Raw genomic sequence first — 22,657 nt, forward strand, 5'->3', positions numbered from 1 at the left:
GTTTTTGTAAATTTTGTTGTTTTAAGACTAAACGGGGAACCTTTCCTTTTCGCTCCAGGCACGCAGCGATCGCGGGGAGGAAATCGAGCCTCCTCGCCGTTCCGTCTGCGGGGTCTCGACCTTTCCTCTATTTCCCGCAGGAGTCAAGCGCCTTCCGCTCCAATCCACTCTGTGTTTCCAATGTTTAAAAAGTAACACTCTTTTAGAAAACAGCCTTATATTAAATCGTGTTACTAAAACAATTGTATTCCACCTTATAAAGAAATTACATTACCATTCCGCCATCAACATGAAGGGTTTGTCCTGTCATGTAACGGCTATCTTCTGATGCTAGGAAGACAACAATGTTGGCAATGTCAGATGGTTCTCCGAATCTAGCTAAAGGAATTTGCTTTAGCATGGCATCCTTTACTTCTTCTTGAAGTTTATCCGTCATGTCTGTTGTAATGAATCCTGGTGCAACAGCATTAACTGTAATTCCACGGGAAGCAAGTTCTTTTGCAGTAGTCTTTGTTAGCCCAATCACCCCAGATTTAGCGGCAACATAATTAGCTTGTCCAGGATTTCCGCTCACACCGACAATTGACGAAATATTAATAATCCGACCGCTTCTTTGCTTCATCATTTGTCTTGTTACTGCTTTTGTACATAAGAAAACGCCTTTAAGATTGATATTAATAACATCATCCCATTCGTCTTCCTTCATTCTCATTAATAGATTATCTTTTGTAATCCCTGCATTATTCACAAGAATATCCAGCTTGCCAAATGCGTCAATTGTTGCCTTCACCATATTGGCTACTGACTCACTGTCTGAAACATCGCATTGAATAGCGATAGCGTTTCTTCCCATTTCTTTAATTTCAGCCACAACTCCATTGGCTCTTTCTTCACTTCCGGAATAATTAACAGCAATATCAGCGCCTTGTCTAGCAAGTTCTAATGCAATTTCACGCCCAATTCCACGGGAAGCGCCCGTAACCAATGCGGCTTTGCCTTCTAGCTTCATTGTGTTTCCTCCTTTAAGGACTCGATAACAGCTGAACATGTTTCTTGGTCAGATACAGCAAATATCTTAACGTTCTTATCTATTTTCTTTACGAGTCCAGATAGAACCTTACCTGGACCAATTTCAATGAAAGTGTCTACACCTAAAGAAATCATCTTTTGGACAGAATCCTCCCATAGCACAGGGGAATATAACTGTTGAATTAATTTTTCCTTAATTTCATCTGCAGATGTTAATTCAGCGGCAGTGACATTAGCGATTACAGGTATTTCTGCATCATTAACTTGTATCTCTTCTAATATATTTCTAAACTTTTCGGCAGCAGGCTTCATTAACTCTGAATGGAATGGCCCACTTACTACAAGCGGCATAACACGTTTTGCACCTGCATCTTTTGCCTTTACAGAGGCAATTTCAACGCCTTGTTTAGAACCAGATATAACAATTTGACCCGGACAATTTAAATTTGCCAGCTGAACAGAATTTCCTCCATTAGTGACCTCGTCTGTTACAGCTTTAAGAGTATCACGATCTAATCCTAAAACAGCAGCCATTGTTCCTTCTCCATTCGGAACTGCTTCCTCCATATATTCGCCTCTTTTTCGGACCGCGTAAACTCCATCCTCAAAAGAAATCGCACCTGCTGCAACGAGAGCAGTATATTCGCCAAGGCTATGCCCGGCAACATAATCAGGTTTTATCCCCGATTGTTTAAAGAACTCCAGAATAGCAATACTTGTTGTAAGTAAAGCAGGCTGTGCATTTGTAGTTAAAGTCAATTCTTCCTGTGGTCCCTCAAAAATTAGATTAGAAAGAGAAAAATTTAATTTCTCATCTGCCTGATCAAAATAAGATTTTACTGTATTATCAGCATCTGCTAAAGACTTCCCCATTCCAACGGTCTGAGATCCTTGGCCAGGAAACATAAATGCGATCTTACCCATAGTGATTCCCCCTTGCTATTTCAATTTTTTTCAATAACTTCCTTAATTGTTTGTGAAACTTGATGTGCAACCATTTCCCGTGTTTGTCTTACAGCATTAAATAGTGCATTTGCATCCGATGAACCGTGTGCTTTAATAACAGGAGCCTTTAAGCCAAATAGACCTGCTCCGCCATATTCAGAGTAATCCATCTTCGCTTTCAATTGAACTAAATCTGGTTTCAATACAGCAGCAGCCAGCTTGCTTTTAAAACTGCTCGTCAATGCAGATTTTAACATCTTAAACACTGACATGGCTGTCCCTTCAATAGATTTTAGCACCATATTACCCGTAAATCCGTCGGTAACAACAACATCAGCAACACCTTCAAGCAAATCTCTTGCTTCAACATTTCCTACAAAATTCAAATTTGCATTTTGCAGTAAATCGAATGTTTGTTTAGTGAGATCATTTCCCTTTTTCTCTTCGGTTCCAATATTAAGAAGACCTATTCTTGGATTAGAAATGCCACGAACTTTTTCAGAATAAATAGATCCCATGATCGCATACTGAAGAAGATGTTCAGGCTTAGCATCAACATTCGCTCCAACATCCAGAAGCAGAAAACCTTCTCCGCCTAATGTAGGCAGTGTCGGGGATAAGGCTGGTCTTTCTATTCCTTCAATACGGCCAACTACGAAAAGTCCTACTGCCATTAATGCACCTGTATTCCCAGCTGAAATACAAGCATCTGCTTTTCCATCCTTCACAAGCTGAGCTGCTAAAACCATTGATGCTGTTTTCTTTCGGCGCACTGCTCGTACAGGTTCATCTGTTGCTAAGATAACTTCTTCCGTATGTAAAACTTCAATTCTATCGTGAGAAGACAAATATTCTCTGATTTTTGATTCATCACCAACAAGTGTAATTTCAATATCTTTAAATTCGGCAGCAGCTTTCATCGCCCCAAGAACAATTTCTTTAGGAGCATGATCGCCTCCCATTGCATCAATCGCTATTTTCATGCTGAAATTCATCCTTTTTTGTTTTTTTGTGAGACCGATACATATCGAATTCCCCTTTAAAAACTAACTCATTGTTCACATAGCTTGCAACTTCTACGATTGTTCTGCCATTTTCGGAATCGATACTTACCACTTTTGCTTTGGCAATAACCCTTTCTTTAAGTTTTACAGAACGGGTAAATTGTATGTTTGCTTTAGCGGTTAACGCAAGTTCATCATTTATTAGCGCGACTGCCAGTGAATTTGCTTGAGCAAATAAATGATGTCCGCGTGCGATCTTATTGCGCTTAAAAACATGCTCTTCTTTTATATCCAATATAGATATAGCCGTCTTATCTAGTTCAATATCAATAATTTCGCCAATTACCTCATCAATTGGCAATGAACGCACTTCATCTTCAAATTTCTTTTCGGCAACATGCTTAATTCGTTCCCGGAGTTCAGGGATTGAAAGCTCTAGCCTATCCAGCCTTATTGTCTGCACGCTCACTGAAAACTTTTCAGCAAGCTCTTCATCCGTAATAAAAGGATTTTCTTTAATTGTCGACGTTAAGAGGGCTTGCCGTTCTTTTTTATTTCTTCGCATCTTTTACACCGTCCCAGATATTAAGACTAGGTACTAATAGTAGTATATAATTAAGAATAGGAGATTGCAAGCAGAAAAATGGGGGTAACCTGAGTAGAAGATAGCCATAGAAAAAGCTTTAGCACAATGTTAGCGCTAAAGCTTTTTCTGCATGCCGTACTACTCTTAATCAAGTTTCTCTCCCTCTAAAACACCTGATTCTCTTAAATATCCTCTTAAAAATTGAAAATCCGGCAGCTTCCAAAAATCCTCTGTCCCAATGAGCTGAGCCGTGTCGTTTCTAGCCGTTTCTAACGCTCGGTAATCATGTACCATATCCGCAACCTTAAATTCTGGGAGTCCGCTTTGTTTTTTCCCAAAGAAATCCCCTGGTCCTCTTAGTTCTAAATCCTTTTCACTAAGAACAAAGCCATCATTTGTTTCAGTCATAATTTTCATTCGTTCTTTCCCAACTTCAGATTTTGGATCAGCTAAGAGAAGACAATACGATTGATCACTTCCGCGGCCAACCCTTCCTCTTAACTGATGAAGCTGAGAAAGTCCAAAGCGCTCTGCATCATAGATGACCATTATAGTTGCATTTGGAACATTTACTCCAACCTCGACAACAGTTGTAGAAACGAGGACTTGAATTTCATTTTTACTAAAGTTCTTCATAACCTCTTCTTTTTCTTCTGCATGTAGCCTTCCATGCATTAATCCTACTCGAAATCGCCCGTTAAAAATGTGCGTTAATTGAGCATGAACATCAATTGCATTCTGAACATCAAGCTTATCTGATTCTTCAATTAGCGGACAAATGACATAAGCTTGGTGACCGGCTAAGAGTTCTTTTTCTACAAATCCTAAAACTCGCTCAAGCATGTCAGGTTTCGCCCAATATGTTTCAATTACTTTTCTCCCTGCTGGCATTTCATCAATGATAGAAACATCCATTTCGCCAAAAACAGTAATTGCTAACGTTCGTGGAATAGGGGTGGCCGTCATAAACAACACATCAGGATTCTCACCCTTTTCTCTGAGAACTCTTCGCTGCTCGACGCCAAAGCGATGTTGTTCATCGGTAATGACTAGGCCAAGGTTTTGAAATTCTACCTCGTCCTGTATTAATGCATGTGTGCCTATTAAAACATCGATATTTCCAGTCTTTAAAAGCTCCAATAATTCTCTCCGTCTTTTACCTTTAATAGAGCTTGTTAATAACTCACATTTTATGTTAAACGGCTCTAGCATCAGTTTTAAAGATTCCGCATGCTGTTCTGCCAAAATCTCAGTTGGGACCATTAATGCCCCCTGAAATCCTGCTGTTATTGTTGCATAAAGCGAAATAGCTGCAACAGCCGTCTTACCTGATCCAACATCACCTTGTAATAATCTGTTCATTCTAAATGGTGATTTCATATCTGATAAAATTTCATTCACTACTCTTTTTTGCGCATTTGTTAAGGAGAATGGCAAGGAATCAATAAATGCTTTAAGCATTTCAAGATTATATTTTTGGCTGATTCCTTTCGAATGCTCTCTTTCAATCTTTCTTAATGCCTGCATTTTTAGCTGAAAAAAGAAAAATTCTTCATATACAAATCTTCTTCTTGCATGTTTAAGGTCATTCGGGTTTGTTGGAAAATGCATAATACTAAGTGCTGTCCTTCTATTCATGAGCTTATATCTCTCAATATATATTTCCGGTAGAGTTTCCATAATCTCTGCTCCGAATTGAGAAAAAGCAAGATTAATAAAGCGCCTTAAACCTTTAACAGTTACTTTCCCTCTAACAGCATAAACCGGTTCAAAATCTTTGCTTTTAGAATGTACACCTGTATGTAATTCACTTGCGGTAATCATTTGACGATGCTGATCCCATTTTCCAGTAACGGTAATCGTTTCATTGATTGAGATTTTATTTTTTATATATGGCTGGTTAAATAACACTACCTGCACTAAGTATTTATCGATTAGCACTCTTAATGTTAATCTAGAACGCTTTCTTCCATAGTATGCAAGAGAAGGCTCACTATATATTACCCCGACTACCGTCACCCTCTCTTCATGCTTAACATCAGCTAAATCCTTTTGACGGTAATCTTCATAACGAAATGGAAAGTACTCTAACAGATCCTTTACCGTTTTAATATTCATTTCCCCTAAGGCTTCAGCTGTTTCTTCTCCGATCCCCTTAATGGCCGTAACTGGAAGATTCATATTTGTATTCGGAATATTTTTTTGGCTTAACAAAGACATTACCTCCAGTTTACGTATGGCATTTTTCCTTCATCATACTCTATTTTCGTCAAAAAAGAAGGGTTTCCCCTTCTTTTCATGTTTAAGATAGCTTCAGCAGCCTATTAAATTGAAGGCGCTTTCGTAAATCTATGTTCTATTATTCGATTGCAAAAATAAAAGCATAGAGAGGCTGTTTTCCATCATGCACTTCAATTTCTACATCCTCATACTCATCTTCTACAAAGCTAATTATTGTTTGTACATCTTCATCCGATGCATCCTCACCCTTTAAAATAGTAAGGATTTCTGAATCATCATCAAGCATGTTAGCTAGAAGATCAATAGCAGACTTGACTTTATCCTTATTTTTGACAAGGATTTTTCCATCAGCGATACCCATAAAGTCATCCTTCTCAATTTCAAGCCCATCAATGCTAGTATCTCTTACAGCAAATGTAATTTGGCCAGTTTTTACATGCTGTAGCGCTTCCGTCATTCCATCCTTATTTTGATTTAAATCCACACCTGGGTTGAAAGCAAGCAATGCAGACATTCCTTGTGGAACTGTCTTTGAAGGAATGACAATAACGTCTTGTTGGGTTACTTCAGCAGCTTGTTCCGCTGCCATAATAATATTTTTATTGTTAGGAAGGATAATGACCTTCTTAGCATTTACTTCCTGAACAGCTTTAACAATGTCCTCTGTACTAGGATTCATTGTTTGGCCGCCTTCAATGACTGCATGTGCACCGATACTGCGGAATAAATCGGCAATTCCCTCACCCATTGCTACTGCAACAATTCCATATTCCTTTAGTTCCTTCGATTCTGCCCTTTGACTTTGTGCAGTTGAAGTAGTTCCATCCACTAAATTTGAGTGCTGCTGACGCATATTTTCAATTTTCATATTGATAAGGCTTCCATAACGCTGGCCATAATTTAAGCATTCACCTGGCTGCTCGGAATGAATATGCACCTTAACAAGCTCATCATCAGCAATGACCAATAAAGAATCACCTAACTTACTTAAATCATTTCTAAAAGTTTCTTCAGAAAATGAATTGTTAGCTAATTTATCAGATTCAAATTTAACCATGAACTCTGTACAATAACCAAATTCAATATCTTCCGTATTCATAAAGCTATGTATATTATTATGATGCTCTGCACTTACGAGCTCTTCCATTTTAGGAACAACCACGGAGCCTTCAGGAAGGCTCTCCCCTTTTAATTGAGCTAAAAATCCTTCATAAACAAAGACAAGCCCTTGACCGCCGCTATCAACCACACCAACTTCCTTCAAAACAGGAAGTAGGTTAGGGGTTCTGCTAAGTGAGGCTTTAGCCTCTTTCACGACTTCTTCCATTAATGCAATAATATCATTTTCATTTTTCGCAACTTGAACAGCTTTTTTAGCAGAATCTTTTGCTACTGTTAATATTGTTCCTTCAACAGGCTTCATTACTGCTTTATAAGCAGTTTCTACACCACTATTTAAAGCGTTGGCAAATTCTTTGCTATCTATCTCAGCCTTATGCTCTATAGCTTTAGAAAAGCCACGGAAAAGCTGAGACAAAATAACACCTGAATTCCCGCGCGCCCCCATTAGCAATCCTTTAGATAAGGCAATACCGACCTGACCAATATGGTCTTGAATATTATTCTTTACTTCCTTCGCTCCTGATGTAAGTGACAGGTTCATATTTGTTCCAGTATCACCGTCAGGAACTGGGAAAACGTTAAGTGAATCAACATAGTTGGCATTTGAGGATAAATGGCTTGCTCCAGTCAGAACCATTTCCGCAAAACGTTTTCCGTCTAATGCTTTAATTGACACAAATCTTTCCTCCTCACTACGGGTTCGTCACACGAACGCCTTGAACGTAAATATTTACCGAGTCCGTGCTCAGCCCAACAGTTTTATCTAAGATGTATTTCACTTTTGATTGCACATTGTGAGCAATCTCGGAAATTTTCGTCCCATAACTAACTATGATATACATATCAATATGTACTTCGTCAGCATCCTGTCTAACAATTACACCACGTGTAAAATTTTCTTTGCGCAATATTTCAGTTAGACCATCCTTGAGCTGATTTTTGGAGGCCATTCCTACAATTCCATAGCAATCAACAGCTGCACCGCCGGCAATTGTTGCAATTACTTCATTCGAAATATCAATTTGACCGAATTTCGTATTTAGTTCGATGGACATTCTAATTCCCCCTCTGGAAAATACTCCTTGGCTAAAAACATTTTACTATATACTTTACAATTTTGAAAGCTGGACTGTATCTCCTTATTATGGTTATGGATATATAGTGTATGTCAAGGTTTTTTTCTTGAAACGCACCCTTGCAATATATAGGGTTGTATGATAAATTATTAAAGTATCTTTTAATGTCTATCAATAATGACATTAAATTGAATTGGTCATCTAACATGGCAAATGTAAGCATGAAAACATAGCTTCAGGTTATGTGTAAGGAGGGAAATAATATGCCACGCAAATGTGTAGTCACTGGTAGAAAAACAACAACAGGTAATGCACGTTCCCATGCAATGAACGCTAACAAGCGTACATGGGGTGCGAACCTTCAAAAAGTACGTATTCTTGTAGACGGTAAGCCAAAACGTGTTTGGGTATCTGCAAGAGCGCTTAGATCTGGTAAAGTTGAACGCGTTTAATTACAAATGAGACATCCAAATATTTGGATGTCTTTTTCATTGCTTTAATACTTTGAAGAAACAAATTAAAGCACCTATAATAGGTGCTCCTCTTTCTTGCCAATCTGTTTTAATTTTTCTTAAAGGTCCCTAACATTGCACGTACGATCCCGCCTAAAAATCTTGGCAGTTTAATTGTATAAAATCTCATATCACATGTCCCTCCTCACAATCTCGCACATCCATCTTATCCTTCGACATTATTATCATATTCAATAAAAAGAGATAAGTACTAATAATCTTGGAAGTTAATCATTACTTCTTACAACCATTATTATGCCTTTTGAAAATGAAAAATTCCCACTATCGTTAATAAGTTCATTACTAATACAGAGTGTTGATCCTAATGGAATATCTTCATCTTGTAAAGGGTATTTAAATCCTTTTAGCGAAAGTCCCTTAACCTCCATTGTTATTGGTATAAATGATACATATTTGAATTGTGGATTGTGATTCATTGAATAATGGCCAGGACCTTTAATAAAAACAATATTTCGATTGTCCATCATCTCGATATGCACTGTTTGATCCTTTAAAATAGGGGAAACGAGTAACTGAACGTTAGCAAAAAAATGATCAAGCCTTCCTCCAGTTCCACCGAAAATTCTAATCAAATCCGGTTTTTGTTCCATTGCCCAGTTTAAAGCCAGTTCCATGTCCGTTTCATCTTTTTCAGTTTTATAACGCTGTATTTCCTTAATTTGCTCTTCTATAATTGACATTTCATCGCTAGTTACTGAATCAAAATCCCCGAAAGCGATAGATGGGAGTATGCCCATCGTGAGCAGTGTAAAAACTCCTCTATCAACACCTACCCATATCTCGTCTTGCTGTTTACATATGTTTAGGTTAGGCAACAAGTCTATCGGGCCACCTGCCAAAATATTTATATTCATTGTAACCATCCTCTAAAAACTATTTTAAAAGGCTGACTCTTAAAGAATGCACTAAAATAGTGTTCTTCCTTATGAGTCAGCCTAATGATTATTGTTTTCCCGCACCTTTGATAGCTGCTATAGCTTTTGCGCGATCCTTCTGATTATAAACTGCAGAGCCGGCAACTAGAACGTTCGCACCTGCATCTATACATAACTTGGCAGTTTCTTCATTTACACCGCCATCTACTTCAATTTCAATCTCTAATCCTTTCTCATCTGCCATTCTTTTAACTGCTGAGATTTTCGGCAAAACAGATGAGATAAACTTTTGACCGCCAAAGCCAGGGTTTACTGTCATTAACAGTACCATATCTACGTCTTCAATTACATGTTCGATTGTATTGATCGGAGTAGCAGGATTTAAGACAACTCCTGCTTTGATTCCAAATGATTTAATTAAATGAATCGTCCGATGTAAATGACGGCACGCTTCGACGTGTACGGTAATATAATCAGCTCCTGCATTTGCAAAGGCCTCAATATATTGATCGGGATTTTCAATCATTAAATGGACGTCTAAAGGAAGCTTTGTGATTGGTCTAATTGCATCCACAATTAACGGGCCAATCGTAATATTCGGAACGAAATGTCCGTCCATTACATCTACATGAATATAGTCTGCTCCGCCTTTTTCAACGTCTTTAATTTCTTCGCCTAGCTTGGCAAAATCAGCTGATAATATCGATGGTGCAATTTTCACCATATTTAGTACCTCGGCTTTCTCTCTTTTATTTCCTGAAAAAATGTTTTATAGTGCTCATAGCGATAAGGAGGAATTTCCTGATTATCTACTGCCAATTTTACTGCACATTTCGGCTCAGCCATGTGTAGACAGCCTCTAAATTTACAATCCTCACTATGATGCTGAATGTCAGGGAAGCAGAAGTTCAATTCCTCCACTTCTATGTCAATAAACTCTAACGAACTAAATCCTGGGGTATCAGCAACTAGCCCATTTCCCACTTTCATTAATTCAACGTGTCTGGTTGTATGTTTGCCCCGGCCTAAATGGGAGGAAATATCATCCGTCCGTAGTTCAAGGTCAGGTCTTAAAGCATTAAGGAGTGATGATTTACCAACCCCTGATTGGCCAGCAAATACCGAAATAACACCATCTAAAAAAGGCAATAGTTCATGTATTCCTTCTTCCGTTTCAGACGAAGTTAATAAAACTTGATAGCCTGCTTTACGATATTCTTCTGCATACATTTGGATTTCCTTGTTTTGATCATCATCAGTCAAGTCCATCTTTGTTATACAAATGATTGGCTTAATATGATTAAACTCAACTAAAACAAGAAATCGATCAAGCAGTGCCGTGCTAAAGCTAGGTTCTACTGCTGAAAACACGAGAATTGCTTGGTCAACATTGGCGATTGGCGGTCGAACAAGCTCATTTTTCCGGTCTTTAACTTCAAGGATATATCCTTCTTTATCATTTTCAGCTTGAAATACAACTTCATCACCGACAAGAGGAGTTACTTTATTTTTTCTGAAGACTCCTCGCCCGCGGCATTGAACCGTTTCATTACCGCTTAATACATAATAAAAACCACTTAATGCCTTTATGATTTTGCCCTCAGGCATAGCAGCACTCCTTCCTTATTTGTTAATAAACCCTTACTTTACTCTGATGGAAAAGGTACGTATTGTTGATCTATAAGATCCCCATCTCTTCTTACTTGGTAAAATGCCTGTTGCCCCTGTGCAATCGTTAATGTAATTGTAAAAGTTTTATTTTCAGTTATATAGTCAGTACTATATGGCACATTTAAGTCCCTATTTAAATCATCAATATAAATCTGTACTTCTTGCGGCTGTCCCTCTTCTGATGGTTCATATGGAACAATAATTTCCCTCGTTACTGTTTTAGGCGGAATTTCTTTTTTGCCTTTTGACAGAACAACCTTTACTTTATCACCTTTAAATAATTGAGTACCAGGAGCTGGATCCTGAGTGATGACAAGCCCTTCTTGTACATCGTCTGAATAATCCTCTGTTGTTGCGATGATTAATTCAGTCGATTTTTCATATACCTGTAATCCTTTTTCATTATACCCCTTTAAATCTTCTAACGTTATTGGAGATGGCCCTTTACTTACAGTGAACACTAGTTCCGTTTCCTCTGGAATGACAGGTTCGCCCTCTCGCAAGCTTTGGTCAATTATGATTCCCGCATTGTTTGTCTCATCATAGACTTCTTTTTTATCAATAAACTTAAAGTGCTCATTTTCTAATTGTCTGACAACATCATCATAAGACCGGCCAGTATAATCTGCCAGTTCAAATTTTTCCTTACCTAGACTCTCGTAAATATCTATGCTGGAGCCTTCTTTAACCGTTTTACCTGCTTTAGGGTCTGTTTTAATGACTAGTCCTTCTTTAATCTCTGCATCGTTTAACTGAATTGGATCATTCACTTTAAAGCCAGCTGATTCCAGTTCCGCGATTGCTTCGTCAATTTCCTTGCCAGTTAAATCAGGAACTGTAATTTCCTTTGTAGATAATAACCCAGGAAGAACAAATACCACTAGAATTCCTAAAATAATTAGACTAATAAACGTGGAAACTAATACAATTGGCCACTTTTTTCTTTTTTTCTTTTCTTTTTGCTGTTTAGGATCTCCTGTTTTATGAAAAGCTTTCGTTTCATTTCCATGTACAACCGTTTCATCCCGGTTTGGAAAGGCATGCTCATCTGTAATGATTGGAATTGCTTTTGTTGCATCATCATCAACAGGGATCATAAATTTTTCTTCATTTATTCGCTCAGGATCTAAAGCAGAGCTTAAGTCCTCCTCCATTTTCTCAGCAGTATCATATCGATGAAATGGATCTTTTGCAGTTGCCTTCAATACAATGTTTTCCACACTCTGAGGTATAGATGGATACCATCTTCTTAATGACGGTGTTTCTGATTGCAAATGCTTTAATGCAATGGAAACAGCTGATTCTCCCGAAAATGGCAGTCGGCCTGTAAGTAATTCAAACATGACGATTCCTAAAGAATAGATATCAGATTTTCGGTTTGCCATGCCACCTCTAGCCTGTTCTGGTGATAAATAATGCACAGACCCAATTACTGAGTTTGTTTGGGTTATACTTGTTGCACTTAAAGCCATTGCTATTCCGAAGTCTGTGATTTTTACGTTGCCATGCTTATCTATTAATATATTATGAGGCTTAATGTCTCTGTGAATAATATGATTTTGATGTGCGTGGGCAATGGCAGATGTCAGTTGCTTCATAATTTCAATAACCTTTTCTACCCGAACTGGACTGTTCTGCTGTATGTATTGCTTCAATGTTTGTCCATCGACATATTCCATTACAATATAATATAGAGAATCTTCCTCACCAACATCGTAAATACTAACGATATTAGGATGAGCAAGACTTGTAGCTGACTGTGCTTCACGGTGAAAGCGTCTAATAAACTCTTCATCATTTGCAAAATCAAGGCGGAGCATCTTAACTGCGACATCACGGTCCAGTATCATATCATGGGCTAAATATACATTAGCCATGCCCCCACCGCCAATGATTTCGAGTATTTTATATCTTCCACTTATTCTTTTTCCGATCATCATAAGCGCTCACCAGGATGATTGTCTAAAAACTCGACAATTACTATTGTAATATTATCTTCGCCACCGTGATCATTAGCTAAATCAACAAGAGACGAAGCCTTTTCTTCCAATGTTTGTCCACCGTTTAGAATTTCAATCATTTCATTTTCAGTCACTTTATTAGAAAGCCCATCTGAACATAGGAGTAAAAGATCGCCCTCTTCAAATATAATTGTTTTAATGTCCATGTTAACAGATTCTTCTGTTCCAAGTGCCCTTAATACAACATTTTTCATCGGGTGATGTTCTGCATCTTCTTTTGAAATTTGCCCTGATCGCACTAATTCATTAACAAGTGAATGGTCATCGGTTAATTGATGAAAACCATTTTCATTTAAAATGTAACAGCGGCTGTCACCAATATTGGCAATCGATGCGAAATGATCCGTACAAATAGCTGCAACAAGTGTTGTTCCCATGCCTTCACATTCTGACGTATTTTGTGAATGCTTGTATAATACCGAATTTCCTTTTTCTATATTAATTTTTAGCCATGTTTCTGCTTCATCTGCTGTTTTAATCTCTGCTGTTTCTCCCCAAAGCTGCTGTAAATTTGTTAAGGCCATTTCACTCGCCACATCACCCGCACGATGCCCGCCCATGCCATCAGCTACAATGGCTAGGCGCTGCCCGCTGCGGTTTAGAAAAACTCCTCCATTATCTTCATTATGCTGACGAATTCTGCCTCGGTCTGTCTTAAAAACAGCTTTCATCTTGTCACCTCGTCTCCTCTTTTCGCTCCTTCGCACGAAGTTGTCCACATGCTGCATCGATATCATGACCTTGCTCTCTGCGAATCGTAACATTTACACCGTGATTTTTTAATGTTTTTTCAAATTTAAATATTTGTTCCTTAGGCGTTCTTACATAATCTCTTTCTGGAACATAGTTAACTGGAATTAAATTAATATGGCACTTGATGCCTTTTACTAACTTGGCTAATTCCTCTGCATGCTCTACTTGATCATTAACCCCGCCAAACAGTCCATACTCAAAGCTGACCCTTCTCCCAGTTTTATTAATATAGTAGCGAATTGCCTCCATTAGATCTGGTAGCTTATATGCACGATTGATCGGCATAAGGCGACTTCTCAGTTCAGTATTAGGAGCATGAAGTGAAATGGCAAAGTTGATTTGCATGTTTTCATCCGCAAATTGATAAATCTTCGGAATTATTCCGCTCGTTGAGACTGTAATATGGCGTGCGCCAATATTAAGACCCTTATCATGATTTACAATTTTTAAAAACGACATCATTTGATCATAATTGTCAAATGGCTCGCCAATTCCCATAATAACAATAGAACTAACTCTTTCTTCTGTTTCATCTAATGCTTGTTGTACTTTTACGACCTGAGCAACGATTTCTCCTGCTTCTAAATTACGTTTTAATCCTCCTAGTGTGGAGGCACAGAACGTACAGCCAATTCTGCAGCCAACCTGAGTAGTTACGCAAACAGAATTACCGTAATCATGTCTCATTAGTACGGTTTCAATGGAATATCCATCATGAAGTTCAAATAAAAATTTTATCGTTCCATCTGAAGATTGCTGCTGAATAAGTGTTTTAAGTGTAGTTAATGTGAAGTTATTGGATAACTTTTCTCTTAAACCTTTTGATAAGTTAGACATACCTTCGAATGAAGATACTCTTTTTGTATAAAGCCAATCAAAAATTTGCTCTGCCCGGAACGCCTTTTCATTCATTTCCGCTAGCCAGTCTTTTAACTCTTGCAGCTGTAAAGAATAAATGGACGGTTTCTGCTCTGTGTTTACTTTTTTCTCAGTTGTTGCTCTTTCCATTCATTACACCTTCTTCCTCAGACAAGCTATATAAAAGCCATCCGATCCAATATCTTGCGGTAAAATTTGAAGCTGATATCCATTTACGAAAGGACGAATACCTTCAGGCATACGCTCTTTCAATGATAAATCTCCTTCAAACTCCTTATTTTCATTTAAAAATGACTCTACTACACGCTGGTTTTCTTCCTTATCAACTGTACAAGTACTATAAACTAAATTTCCGCCTTTTTTTAATAAAGGGAAAACAGCTTTTAATAAGTTTGATTGCACTGTAGCTAATTGTGAAATATCTTCTTCTTTCTTTGTGTATTTCATATCTGGCTTCCTTCTCATTACGCCAAGTCCTGAGCAAGGGGCATCTAATAAAATGCGGTCAAATGATTCTTTTTCGAAATGCTCTTGAACCTTTCTGCTGTCTAGTGCTGCAGCCGTAATGTTCGTTAGCTGAAGTCTATTTGCATTTTCCTGAATAAGTTTCACTTTATGCTCATGTAAATCAAGGGAGACTACTTGTCCCGAATTAGAAAGCTTTTCTGCAATATGGGTAGATTTCCCGCCAGGAGCAGCACAGGCATCTAAAATTCGTTCATTTTCAGTAACACCTAACGCGTATGCTGCCAGCATTGAGCTTTCATCTTGAATAGTAATCAGCCCATCCTTAAAGACTTGGGAATGGGCAAGATTCCCTCGATAACATTTAATGGCTTCAGGAATAACCGGACTTTGTTCAACTTGGAATCCTTCTGCTTCTAAGAGCTTTATGCAATCGACCAAAGTCGTCTTTGTCAAATTTACTCTTGCTGTCTGCAATGGAGCAGTCAAATTCAGCTCACACATTTGTTTCGTTTTTTCATATCCTAATTGATCTTTCCATCGATTAACAAGCCAATAGGGATGACTAGTTTCAATTGCTAGCCTTTCAATAGGATCCTCAATTGCATCTAGTGAAGGCAGGCCTTGTCTTTGAACATTACGGAGAATACCATTTATTAAGCCGGAAATTCCTTTATGACCGCGGCTTTTTGCAATTTCAACAGCTTCAAAAATAGCCGCTCTATCAGGAACCTTGTCCAGATAAACCATTTGGTATAGAGTTAATCGCAATAATTGAATGACCCAGCTTTCAATCTTTTTATTGCCTCTCAGAAATGGTTTTAAAAAAAAGTCGAGACTCATTTTTCTCTGCAGTGTTCCATAAGTTAATTCTGTTAACAGTCCAATATCCTTAGGGCTAATTTGATACTTGTTAATGTACGTATTGAGAAGCAAATTGCTGTAAGACTGATTTTTCTCTATCGTCTCAAGCAAGTCCATTGCTGTTTCTCGGACATTTTTCTTTTTACCTATACTCATTGTTCAACTCCTAATTGGTCTCCAACCTTGACTGAAGATCCAGCCCCGCGCAAAAATTGTTCAGCCGGCATCTTTTTCTTGCCTGCTGGCTGAAGTTCCATGATTTTTATCGCTGTGTCATTGCCTGTTGAAATAACAAGAGCTTGATCCTCTATTCTTATAATGGTCCCAGGAGCTTGTTTTGAATCGTTTTTCACTTTTTCTGTCCACCAAATTTTTATCACTGAACCATTTAAGGTTGAATAAGCGACTGGCCACGGATTTAGACCGCGAACATGGTTATAAATTTCTTCACCTGTTTTTGTCCAATCAATTTTTTCCTGTTCTCTCTTAATGTTTGATGCGAATGTGGCCAAATCATCATTTTGAGGAATCGGTAATATTTCTCCCTTTAGCAGTCTAGGCAAGGTTTCTGATAATAGTTTTGAGCCGGCCTCACTTAACTTATCATGTAGAGTACCAACTGTGTCACGTTCCTCAATCGGCACCTCTACTTTAGTTAAAATATCCCCTGCATCCAATTTTTCAGCCATATACATGATCGTAATGCCTGTCTTTTCCTTGCCCTGAATAATAGAATAGTGGATTGGTGCTCCACCTCTTAATTCAGGGAGCAATGAAGCATGAACATTAATACAGCCAAATTTAGGAGCATCCAGTAGTTCTTTTGGTAATATTTGCCCAAATGCAGCTGTGATTATTAAATCTGGATTTAAAGCTAATATTTTATCTAGTTCTTCTCTTACCCTTATTTTTTCTGGCTGATAAACTGTAATGCCGTGTTTCTCAGCTTCCACTTTTACAGGAGGGGGCGTTAGAACCCTTTTTCTTCCAACGGGACGATCAGGCTGGGTTACAACTCCAATTACTTCATATCCGTCATTAATAACCTGCTGAAGGACAGATACAGAGAAATCTGGTGTCCCCATAAAAACTATTTTTGTCATTCTATTTCTTCCCCTTCCAATTCAGCCTCCTCTAAATATCTTGTTACCTTTGATGTAAAGAGAATGCCATGCAAGTGATCAATTTCATGTAAAATGGCTCTTGCTAAAAAGTCCTCTGCTTCAAGCGTGTAATACTTTCCTTTTCGATCTTGAGCCTTAATTTTTACATAAGACGGCCTGTTCACTTCACCAAACAATCCTGGAAAGCTTAAACATCCTTCAGGGCCAACTTGTTCTCCATCTGTTTCCAAAATAACCGGATTTATCATTTCAATTGTTCCGGTGTCATCATCAATATCGACGATAGCAATTTTCTGATCAAGTCCAATTTGCGGAGCAGCAAGTCCTACTCCATCAAACTCAATCATCGTATCATACATATCATTCAATATTTTTGCGAGCTTTTTATCGAATATTTGTACTGGTTTACACTCTGCCTCTAGTATTTCAGAAGGATAAGTGACAATTTTTCTGACTGACAAACTAGTTCCTCCAATAGCTTCTTATTCATCTATTTTCAACCAAATTTCCTTTAATCATAACTTAATTTCTTCTTCTATCATATTACATTAGTATATATGGATTAACATCCACAGAAATTTGTAGCCCATTTGAGCTAATTTCCTGCTGATAGTGGTCTATCATTTTTTTTAGTGCCTGTCCTAATGCTGGTTCCCGCTTGTATTTTATCAAACATTGGAACCTATATCTATTATTTATCCTAGGAATAGGTGAAGCAACTGGTCCAAGACAGATAGCCTCTTTAGATAATCTAGCTTGTATATACGAAGTAATTTTTTCTGTTACGGATAAAGCTTTCATAATTTCTTCATGGCTTACTGTAACAAGGGAAATATAATAAAATGGCGGATATTTATGAATTTTACGTACCATCATTTCATGTTCATAAAATCGGCCATAGTCTTGTTCACTAGCAAATTCAATGCTGTAATGCTCAGGTGTATAGGTTTGAATAACAACCTCACCTGCTAATTCATGTCTACCTGCACGGCCGCTTACCTGGGTTAATAATTGAAAGGTTTTCTCCGAAGATCGAAAATCCGGGAGGTGCAGCATCGTGTCAGCAGATAATACCCCGACTAAAGTGATGTTAGGGAAATCTAATCCTTTTGCTATCATCTGTGTTCCTAAAAGGATATCCGCTTTCCCTTCCTGAAATTGGTCCAGCAGCCTTTCATGCGAGCCTTTTTTACTTGTTGTATCAACATCCATTCGAATAACCTTTGCCTCAGGCAGAATCTTTAAGAGTTCTTCTTCAACCTTCTGTGTTCCCGTTCCGAAGTAGCGGATATGCTCACTCTGGCATTCGGGACAATGATTTGGAACTTGGTCTTCATAACCACAATAATGACATTTCATCTGCTGATTAAATCGATGATAAGTAAGTGAAATATCGCAATTTGGGCAATTGACAACATAGCCGCAATCTCTGCACATGACAAAAGATGAATGACCTCTTTTATTTAAAAACAACACGATTTGTTCCTTTTTCTCTAAACGGTTATTGATCTTTTCCAACAGCAGCCTTGAGAACATGGAACGATTACCTTCTCTTAATTCCTCGCGCATATCAATAATGGCAACCTCAGGCATAGCCTGATTATTCATTCTGTTTGGAAGTGTAAGCAGCTTGTACACGCTTTTTTGTGCTCTTGCAAATGTTTCAAGAGATGGTGTGGCACTGCCAAGTACGACCGGACATTTATGATTCATTGCTCTATGAATGGCAACATCACGGGCATGATATTTTGGATTTTCTTCTTGTTTATAGCTTGTTTCATGCTCTTCATCGATAATAATGATGCCTAAGTTTTGAAAAGGGGCAAAAATAGCTGATCTTGCACCAACAACTACCTTTACTTCCTGTCTTTGAATTTTTCGCCATTCGTCATATTTTTCACCAGCGGAGAGGCCGCTGTGGAGAACTGCTACTTGATCGCCAAATCTACCCTTAAATCTCTTTACCATTTGCGGGGTAAGGGAAATTTCAGGAACTAGAACGATTGCTTCCCTTCCCTTTTCAAGGACCTTCTGAATGGATTGAAGGTAGACTTCTGTTTTTCCGCTCCCTGTCACTCCATATAATAAAAAGGTATCATGCTTGTCTTCTTTTATGGCAGCAAGAATCGGTTTAATAGCCTTTTCTTGATGATCTGACAAAGAAAGCGGTTCTGTCCTTGTAAAGGTGCGTTCTTCATAAGGATCACGATATACTTCTAGATCCTTTTGCTGGAGAATGCCTTTCTGTATTAAGCCGTTTATGACTGAGGACGTTACCCCCAGCTTAGTTAAAAGTTCTCGGAGTTCTATTAAATTTTCATTCGTATGAATAAAAAAATCGATTACTTCTTTTTGTTTAACCGCTTGTGCAGAAAGTTTGTCTTTTTCAGCTAAAAGTTCATCCTTAGTTAACCTTGTATATACAGCTTTTCGCTTTTTCTTATTTACACGCTCTTTAACTTCATAAATTACCTCTGCCGTGCCTTTAGCAACTTCTTTTTGCACGCAGGGTATAATCCCCAAGTCAACTGCTTCTTGCCAAGATATCATGTCGTTTACCGCGAAAACTGCCTGAAGATTAGCTGGCATATTTTTATGACTACCTATGCCGGTTAATCTTATTTTTTTTTCGTATTTTGCTTTTAATGCCGCTGGCAGCATAACTTGATATGCTGAAATCTTATAACAAAGTGTTGTTTCGGTTAACCAATCTCCTAGATATAAGAGCTCATCATTTAGAACGGGAGTTATGTCCATTGGTTCAATGAGCTTTTTTAATTGTTTAAATTCAGATTTTTCTTTGATTTCCGTTACAAATCCTTGAATTTTTCTCGGACCAAATGGAACGATTACTCTCATTCCTATTTGAATCACACCGATTAAATGTTCCGGGATCAAATAATCAAATGACTTATCAGTTTGTCTTGCTGGTACATCAACAATTACACTGGCAATGTTCATTTATGTTCATCCCTTAATAAAAGAGACGCTTCACTGATAATTTTTGCTGCCACTTCGTGTTTTGACATTAGCGGAAGATCTTCTATCGTTCCATCCCGTTTGATTAGCGTCACGATGTTTGTGTCTGTACCGAACCCTGCTCCTTCGGTTTTTACATTGTTCGCTACAATCATATCTGCATTTTTTTTCTTAAGTTTACCTTGGGCATATTCTGAGACATGTTCTGTTTCTGCTGCAAACCCGATTAGTATTTGGTTTTTCTTTGCTTTACCAAGCTCAAAGAGAATATCCTTTGTTCTCTCAAGCTCTAAACTTTGGTCTCCTGCCTGTTTTTTTACTTTATGATTGTAGGATACTTTCGGCCGATAGTCAGCTACCGCTGCTGTTTTGATGACAACATCAGCATCTTCATATTCAGACATCACTGCATTATACATCTCCTCAGCACTTTCCACACGAATGATACGTACTCCCTTTGGCGCCTCGAGTGAAACCGGCCCAGAAACAAGAACTACCTCAGCCCCTGTCTTTACAGCTTCTTCAGCAATTGCATATCCCATTTTACCTGAGGAATGATTCGTAATATATCTTACAGGGTCAATTTTTTCCCTCGTAGGTCCTGCAGTAATAACGAATTTATTTCCAGAAAGATTAGGACGCGTTGATTGAAAGTGATTGATGACTAACTCTGTAATTTTTTCCGGCTCCTCTAATCTTCCTTTTCCAATATATCCGCAAGCAAGATATCCTTCACCTGGTTCAATAAATCGATACCCAAAGCTATGCAAAGTCTCCATATTTTTTTGAACGGCGGGATGCTGGTACATATGAACATTCATTGCTGGTGCAATCCAAATAGGAGAGGTTGCTGCAAGGAGTGTTGTTGTAATCATGTTATCCGCGATGCCGTTCGCAATTTTCCCAATCAGGTTTGCTGTTGCTGGGGCAATTAGAATTAAATCAGCCCAATCGGCAAGATTTATATGAGCAATGACCTTTGAGTCTTTTTCATCAAATGTATCAGTATAAACATCATTTCGTGATAGAGCTTGAAATGTTAAAGGGGTTACAAATTTTTCGGCAGATTCACTTAAAATTACTTTCACATCTGCACCAGCTTGGGTAAGCTTGCTTGTCAGTGTTGCAGCTTTATAAACTGCAATACCTCCAGATACACATAAAAGAATTTTCTTTCCGAAAAGCATGATTGGACCTCCATCCACCTAGTAAATTCTATCTTTATTATGCAAGAAGAACTGTTTTTTTTCATCAATAAACAAAACTTTTCATATTTAAAGGTTACTGAGATCACAGAAATAAAAATAACAACCTGTTTAAAGGTTGTTATTTAGCAGGTCTTATTCGTAGGCTTCATCTTTTTGCTTTTTGGCAAGACGGTAATGAAGCTGATCAGCATTAATTTCCTCTAATGCTTTTCCGACGTTTTTATAAGATACATATTTATCAAGCTGCGGCTTTGCATTAACTTGAAGCATGCGCGCACGTTTTGCAGCTACTGATACTAGTGAATATTTTGAATCAATTTTTGTCATTAATGAATCGATAGAAGGATATAACATTTATTCCTCAACCTCCAGCATTTTAATATATCGCGGTTCTACTCGTTCTCTGCGGCAGTGTTCAGCCACTACAATGGCTTTAATTCTATCACATGCATGCTCAATACGATCATTTTCCACGACATAATCATATAAATTCATCATTTCAATTTCTTCTTTGGCTACAGTCATTCGATTGTTTATGACCTCTTCTGTTTCTGTTCCTCTAGTCACAATTCTGTTTTTTAACTCAGACAAGCTTGGAGGTACTAGGAAGATAAATAAGCCATCTGGGAATTTCTCACGCACTTGGCGTGCACCCTGAACTTCAATTTCAAGGAAAACATCTTTTCCCTTTTCCAATGTTTCTCTTACATAATCAACAGGAGTCCCGTAATAGTTGCCTACAAATTCAGCATACTCGAGAAGCTTCCCTTGCTCAATTAAGGATTCAAATTCTTCGCGGGATTTAAAGAAATAATCCACTCCATCTATTTCTCCTTCTCTCGGTAAACGAGTCGTCATCGAAATAGAATATTCAAAAGCAGTATCCGGCTGTGAAAAAATTTCTTTTCTAACTGTTCCCTTGCCAACACCGGATGGGCCGGACAAAACAATCAATAAACCTTTTTCCTTCATTATTATTCAATCCTACCCTTCATCAATAGTATCATCCCTGTCGTTTAAGCGGTGAGCGACTGTTTCCGGCTGCACAGCAGAAAGAATGACATGATCACTGTCCATCACAATTACAGCCCTCGTTCGCCTGCCATATGTTGCATCTATTAAAGATCCGCGATCACGAGCATCTTGGATAATTCTTTTTATCGGTGCTGATTCGGGGCTTACAATAGAGATAATTCGGTTGGCTGAAACAATATTGCCAAAGCCAATATTAATTAATTTAATCGCCATCAGGTTCCTCCAAGTATCAGTTATATATTTTTGC

The 22,657-nt window shown here is 38.1% G+C and carries 23 protein-coding genes; 1 reads left to right on the top strand and 22 read right to left on the bottom strand.

Annotated features, from left to right (window positions below):
* Positions 1–265: 265 nt before the first annotated feature.
* From fabG to H0173_RS02110, 7 genes are all read right to left on the bottom strand, one after another.
* Positions 266–1,009 carry a 3-oxoacyl-[acyl-carrier-protein] reductase gene (gene fabG / locus H0173_RS02080; protein ID WP_221844254.1) on the bottom strand — a complete coding sequence of 248 codons (744 nt, stop codon included), beginning with the start codon at positions 1,007–1,009 and terminating at the stop codon, positions 266–268.
* Positions 1,006–1,953 (bottom strand): ACP S-malonyltransferase, encoded by a 948-nt coding sequence (gene fabD / locus H0173_RS02085; RefSeq protein ID WP_221844255.1) that lies wholly within the window; start codon positions 1,951–1,953, stop codon positions 1,006–1,008. The genes fabG and fabD overlap by 4 nt, the downstream gene beginning before the upstream one ends.
* Positions 1,954–1,973: 20 nt before the next feature.
* Entirely contained in the window at positions 1,974–2,957 is a 984-nt protein-coding gene (plsX, locus tag H0173_RS02090; RefSeq protein WP_221844256.1) for a phosphate acyltransferase PlsX, read from the bottom strand.
* The gene (fapR, locus tag H0173_RS02095; RefSeq protein WP_221844257.1) at positions 2,941–3,543 is read right to left on the bottom strand and encodes a transcription factor FapR; all 603 of its coding nucleotides are present in this window, start codon (positions 3,541–3,543) and stop codon (positions 2,941–2,943) included. The genes plsX and fapR overlap by 17 nt, the downstream gene beginning before the upstream one ends.
* A gap of 165 nt (positions 3,544–3,708) precedes the next feature.
* Entirely contained in the window at positions 3,709–5,784 is a 2,076-nt protein-coding gene (recG, locus tag H0173_RS02100) for an ATP-dependent DNA helicase RecG (RefSeq protein ID WP_221844258.1), read from the bottom strand.
* 139 nt (positions 5,785–5,923) lie between these two features.
* Complete coding sequence (locus H0173_RS02105) at positions 5,924–7,603, bottom strand: DAK2 domain-containing protein (protein ID WP_221844259.1); 1,680 nt, start codon at positions 7,601–7,603, stop codon at positions 5,924–5,926.
* 16 nt (positions 7,604–7,619) lie between these two features.
* The gene (locus H0173_RS02110) at positions 7,620–7,982 is read right to left on the bottom strand and encodes an Asp23/Gls24 family envelope stress response protein (protein WP_221844260.1); all 363 of its coding nucleotides are present in this window, start codon (positions 7,980–7,982) and stop codon (positions 7,620–7,622) included.
* Between the two features lie 284 nt (positions 7,983–8,266).
* On the opposite strand from H0173_RS02110, the gene rpmB reads away from it, so the two are divergent.
* Positions 8,267–8,455: a 50S ribosomal protein L28 gene (gene rpmB / locus H0173_RS02115; protein WP_053475625.1), complete on the top strand. Its 189-nt coding sequence runs from the start codon at positions 8,267–8,269 to the stop codon at positions 8,453–8,455.
* Positions 8,456–8,564: 109 nt separating this feature from the next.
* Here rpmB and spoVM read toward each other — a convergent pair whose 3' ends face one another.
* The 15 genes from spoVM to remA form a co-directional block, all read right to left on the bottom strand.
* Complete coding sequence (gene spoVM / locus H0173_RS02120) at positions 8,565–8,645, bottom strand: stage V sporulation protein SpoVM (RefSeq protein ID WP_066289202.1); 81 nt, start codon at positions 8,643–8,645, stop codon at positions 8,565–8,567.
* A gap of 97 nt (positions 8,646–8,742) precedes the next feature.
* The gene (locus H0173_RS02125; protein WP_221844261.1) at positions 8,743–9,390 is read right to left on the bottom strand and encodes a thiamine diphosphokinase; all 648 of its coding nucleotides are present in this window, start codon (positions 9,388–9,390) and stop codon (positions 8,743–8,745) included.
* Positions 9,391–9,478: 88 nt separating this feature from the next.
* A complete protein-coding gene (rpe, locus tag H0173_RS02130) occupies positions 9,479–10,135 on the bottom strand; it encodes a ribulose-phosphate 3-epimerase (protein WP_221844262.1) in 657 nt (218 codons plus the stop codon).
* A 2-nt stretch (positions 10,136–10,137) separates the two neighbouring features.
* The gene (gene rsgA, locus H0173_RS02135) at positions 10,138–11,019 is read right to left on the bottom strand and encodes a ribosome small subunit-dependent GTPase A (RefSeq protein ID WP_221844263.1); all 882 of its coding nucleotides are present in this window, start codon (positions 11,017–11,019) and stop codon (positions 10,138–10,140) included.
* A 38-nt stretch (positions 11,020–11,057) separates the two neighbouring features.
* Positions 11,058–13,022, bottom strand: a complete 1,965-nt coding sequence (gene pknB / locus H0173_RS02140; RefSeq protein WP_221844264.1) for a Stk1 family PASTA domain-containing Ser/Thr kinase — start codon at positions 13,020–13,022, stop codon at positions 11,058–11,060.
* Positions 13,019–13,774, bottom strand: coding sequence for a Stp1/IreP family PP2C-type Ser/Thr phosphatase (locus H0173_RS02145; RefSeq protein ID WP_221844265.1), 756 nt, complete (start codon positions 13,772–13,774; stop codon positions 13,019–13,021). The genes pknB and H0173_RS02145 overlap by 4 nt, the downstream gene beginning before the upstream one ends.
* Positions 13,775–13,778: 4 nt before the next feature.
* On the bottom strand, positions 13,779–14,864 hold the full coding sequence (rlmN, locus tag H0173_RS02150; RefSeq protein ID WP_221844266.1) for a dual-specificity RNA methyltransferase RlmN: 1,086 nt from the start codon (positions 14,862–14,864) through the stop codon (positions 13,779–13,781).
* A 3-nt stretch (positions 14,865–14,867) separates the two neighbouring features.
* Positions 14,868–16,220 carry a 16S rRNA (cytosine(967)-C(5))-methyltransferase RsmB gene (gene rsmB, locus H0173_RS02155; RefSeq protein ID WP_221844267.1) on the bottom strand — a complete coding sequence of 451 codons (1,353 nt, stop codon included), beginning with the start codon at positions 16,218–16,220 and terminating at the stop codon, positions 14,868–14,870.
* Positions 16,217–17,167: a methionyl-tRNA formyltransferase gene (gene fmt / locus H0173_RS02160; RefSeq protein WP_221844268.1), complete on the bottom strand. Its 951-nt coding sequence runs from the start codon at positions 17,165–17,167 to the stop codon at positions 16,217–16,219. The genes rsmB and fmt overlap by 4 nt, the downstream gene beginning before the upstream one ends.
* On the bottom strand, positions 17,164–17,649 hold the full coding sequence (gene def / locus H0173_RS02165) for a peptide deformylase (RefSeq protein ID WP_221844269.1): 486 nt from the start codon (positions 17,647–17,649) through the stop codon (positions 17,164–17,166). The genes fmt and def overlap by 4 nt, the downstream gene beginning before the upstream one ends.
* An 82-nt stretch (positions 17,650–17,731) precedes the next feature.
* Positions 17,732–20,149 carry a primosomal protein N' gene (gene priA / locus H0173_RS02170; RefSeq protein WP_221844270.1) on the bottom strand — a complete coding sequence of 806 codons (2,418 nt, stop codon included), beginning with the start codon at positions 20,147–20,149 and terminating at the stop codon, positions 17,732–17,734.
* Positions 20,146–21,354: a bifunctional phosphopantothenoylcysteine decarboxylase/phosphopantothenate--cysteine ligase CoaBC gene (coaBC, locus tag H0173_RS02175; protein WP_221844271.1), complete on the bottom strand. Its 1,209-nt coding sequence runs from the start codon at positions 21,352–21,354 to the stop codon at positions 20,146–20,148. Before coaBC ends, priA begins: the two co-directional genes overlap by 4 nt.
* A gap of 153 nt (positions 21,355–21,507) precedes the next feature.
* The gene (gene rpoZ / locus H0173_RS02180; protein ID WP_221844272.1) at positions 21,508–21,729 is read right to left on the bottom strand and encodes a DNA-directed RNA polymerase subunit omega; all 222 of its coding nucleotides are present in this window, start codon (positions 21,727–21,729) and stop codon (positions 21,508–21,510) included.
* Positions 21,730–22,347, bottom strand: a complete 618-nt coding sequence (gene gmk, locus H0173_RS02185) for a guanylate kinase (RefSeq protein WP_221844273.1) — start codon at positions 22,345–22,347, stop codon at positions 21,730–21,732.
* A gap of 12 nt (positions 22,348–22,359) precedes the next feature.
* The gene (gene remA, locus H0173_RS02190; protein WP_221844274.1) at positions 22,360–22,623 is read right to left on the bottom strand and encodes an extracellular matrix/biofilm regulator RemA; all 264 of its coding nucleotides are present in this window, start codon (positions 22,621–22,623) and stop codon (positions 22,360–22,362) included.
* Positions 22,624–22,657 lie beyond the last annotated feature (34 nt).

The organism is Bacillus sp. S/N-304-OC-R1 (assembly GCF_019749375.1).
Lineage (GTDB): Bacteria > Bacillota > Bacilli > Bacillales > Cytobacillaceae > Cytobacillus.

Coding starts and splice junctions, on each gene's coding strand:
- fabG (WP_221844254.1), bottom strand. CDS start 1,009: ATGAAGCTAGAAGGCAAAGCCGCATTGGTTACGGGCGCTTCCCGTGGA.
- fabD (WP_221844255.1), bottom strand. CDS start 1,953: ATGGGTAAGATCGCATTTATGTTTCCTGGCCAAGGATCTCAGACCGTT.
- plsX (WP_221844256.1), bottom strand. CDS start 2,957: ATGAAAATAGCGATTGATGCAATGGGAGGCGATCATGCTCCTAAAGAA.
- fapR (WP_221844257.1), bottom strand. CDS start 3,543: ATGCGAAGAAATAAAAAAGAACGGCAAGCCCTCTTAACGTCGACAATT.
- recG (WP_221844258.1), bottom strand. CDS start 5,784: ATGTCTTTGTTAAGCCAAAAAAATATTCCGAATACAAATATGAATCTT.
- H0173_RS02110 (WP_221844260.1), bottom strand. CDS start 7,982: ATGTCCATCGAACTAAATACGAAATTCGGTCAAATTGATATTTCGAAT.
- rpmB (WP_053475625.1), top strand. CDS start 8,267: ATGCCACGCAAATGTGTAGTCACTGGTAGAAAAACAACAACAGGTAAT.
- spoVM (WP_066289202.1), bottom strand. CDS start 8,645: ATGAGATTTTATACAATTAAACTGCCAAGATTTTTAGGCGGGATCGTA.
- H0173_RS02125 (WP_221844261.1), bottom strand. CDS start 9,390: ATGAATATAAATATTTTGGCAGGTGGCCCGATAGACTTGTTGCCTAAC.
- rpe (WP_221844262.1), bottom strand. CDS start 10,135: ATGGTGAAAATTGCACCATCGATATTATCAGCTGATTTTGCCAAGCTA.
- rsgA (WP_221844263.1), bottom strand. CDS start 11,019: ATGCCTGAGGGCAAAATCATAAAGGCATTAAGTGGTTTTTATTATGTA.
- pknB (WP_221844264.1), bottom strand. CDS start 13,022: ATGATGATCGGAAAAAGAATAAGTGGAAGATATAAAATACTCGAAATC.
- H0173_RS02145 (WP_221844265.1), bottom strand. CDS start 13,774: ATGAAAGCTGTTTTTAAGACAGACCGAGGCAGAATTCGTCAGCATAAT.
- rlmN (WP_221844266.1), bottom strand. CDS start 14,864: ATGGAAAGAGCAACAACTGAGAAAAAAGTAAACACAGAGCAGAAACCG.
- rsmB (WP_221844267.1), bottom strand. CDS start 16,220: ATGAGTATAGGTAAAAAGAAAAATGTCCGAGAAACAGCAATGGACTTG.
- fmt (WP_221844268.1), bottom strand. CDS start 17,167: ATGACAAAAATAGTTTTTATGGGGACACCAGATTTCTCTGTATCTGTC.
- priA (WP_221844270.1), bottom strand. CDS start 20,149: ATGAACATTGCCAGTGTAATTGTTGATGTACCAGCAAGACAAACTGAT.
- coaBC (WP_221844271.1), bottom strand. CDS start 21,354: ATGCTTTTCGGAAAGAAAATTCTTTTATGTGTATCTGGAGGTATTGCA.
- rpoZ (WP_221844272.1), bottom strand. CDS start 21,729: ATGTTATATCCTTCTATCGATTCATTAATGACAAAAATTGATTCAAAA.
- gmk (WP_221844273.1), bottom strand. CDS start 22,347: ATGAAGGAAAAAGGTTTATTGATTGTTTTGTCCGGCCCATCCGGTGTT.
- remA (WP_221844274.1), bottom strand. CDS start 22,623: ATGGCGATTAAATTAATTAATATTGGCTTTGGCAATATTGTTTCAGCC.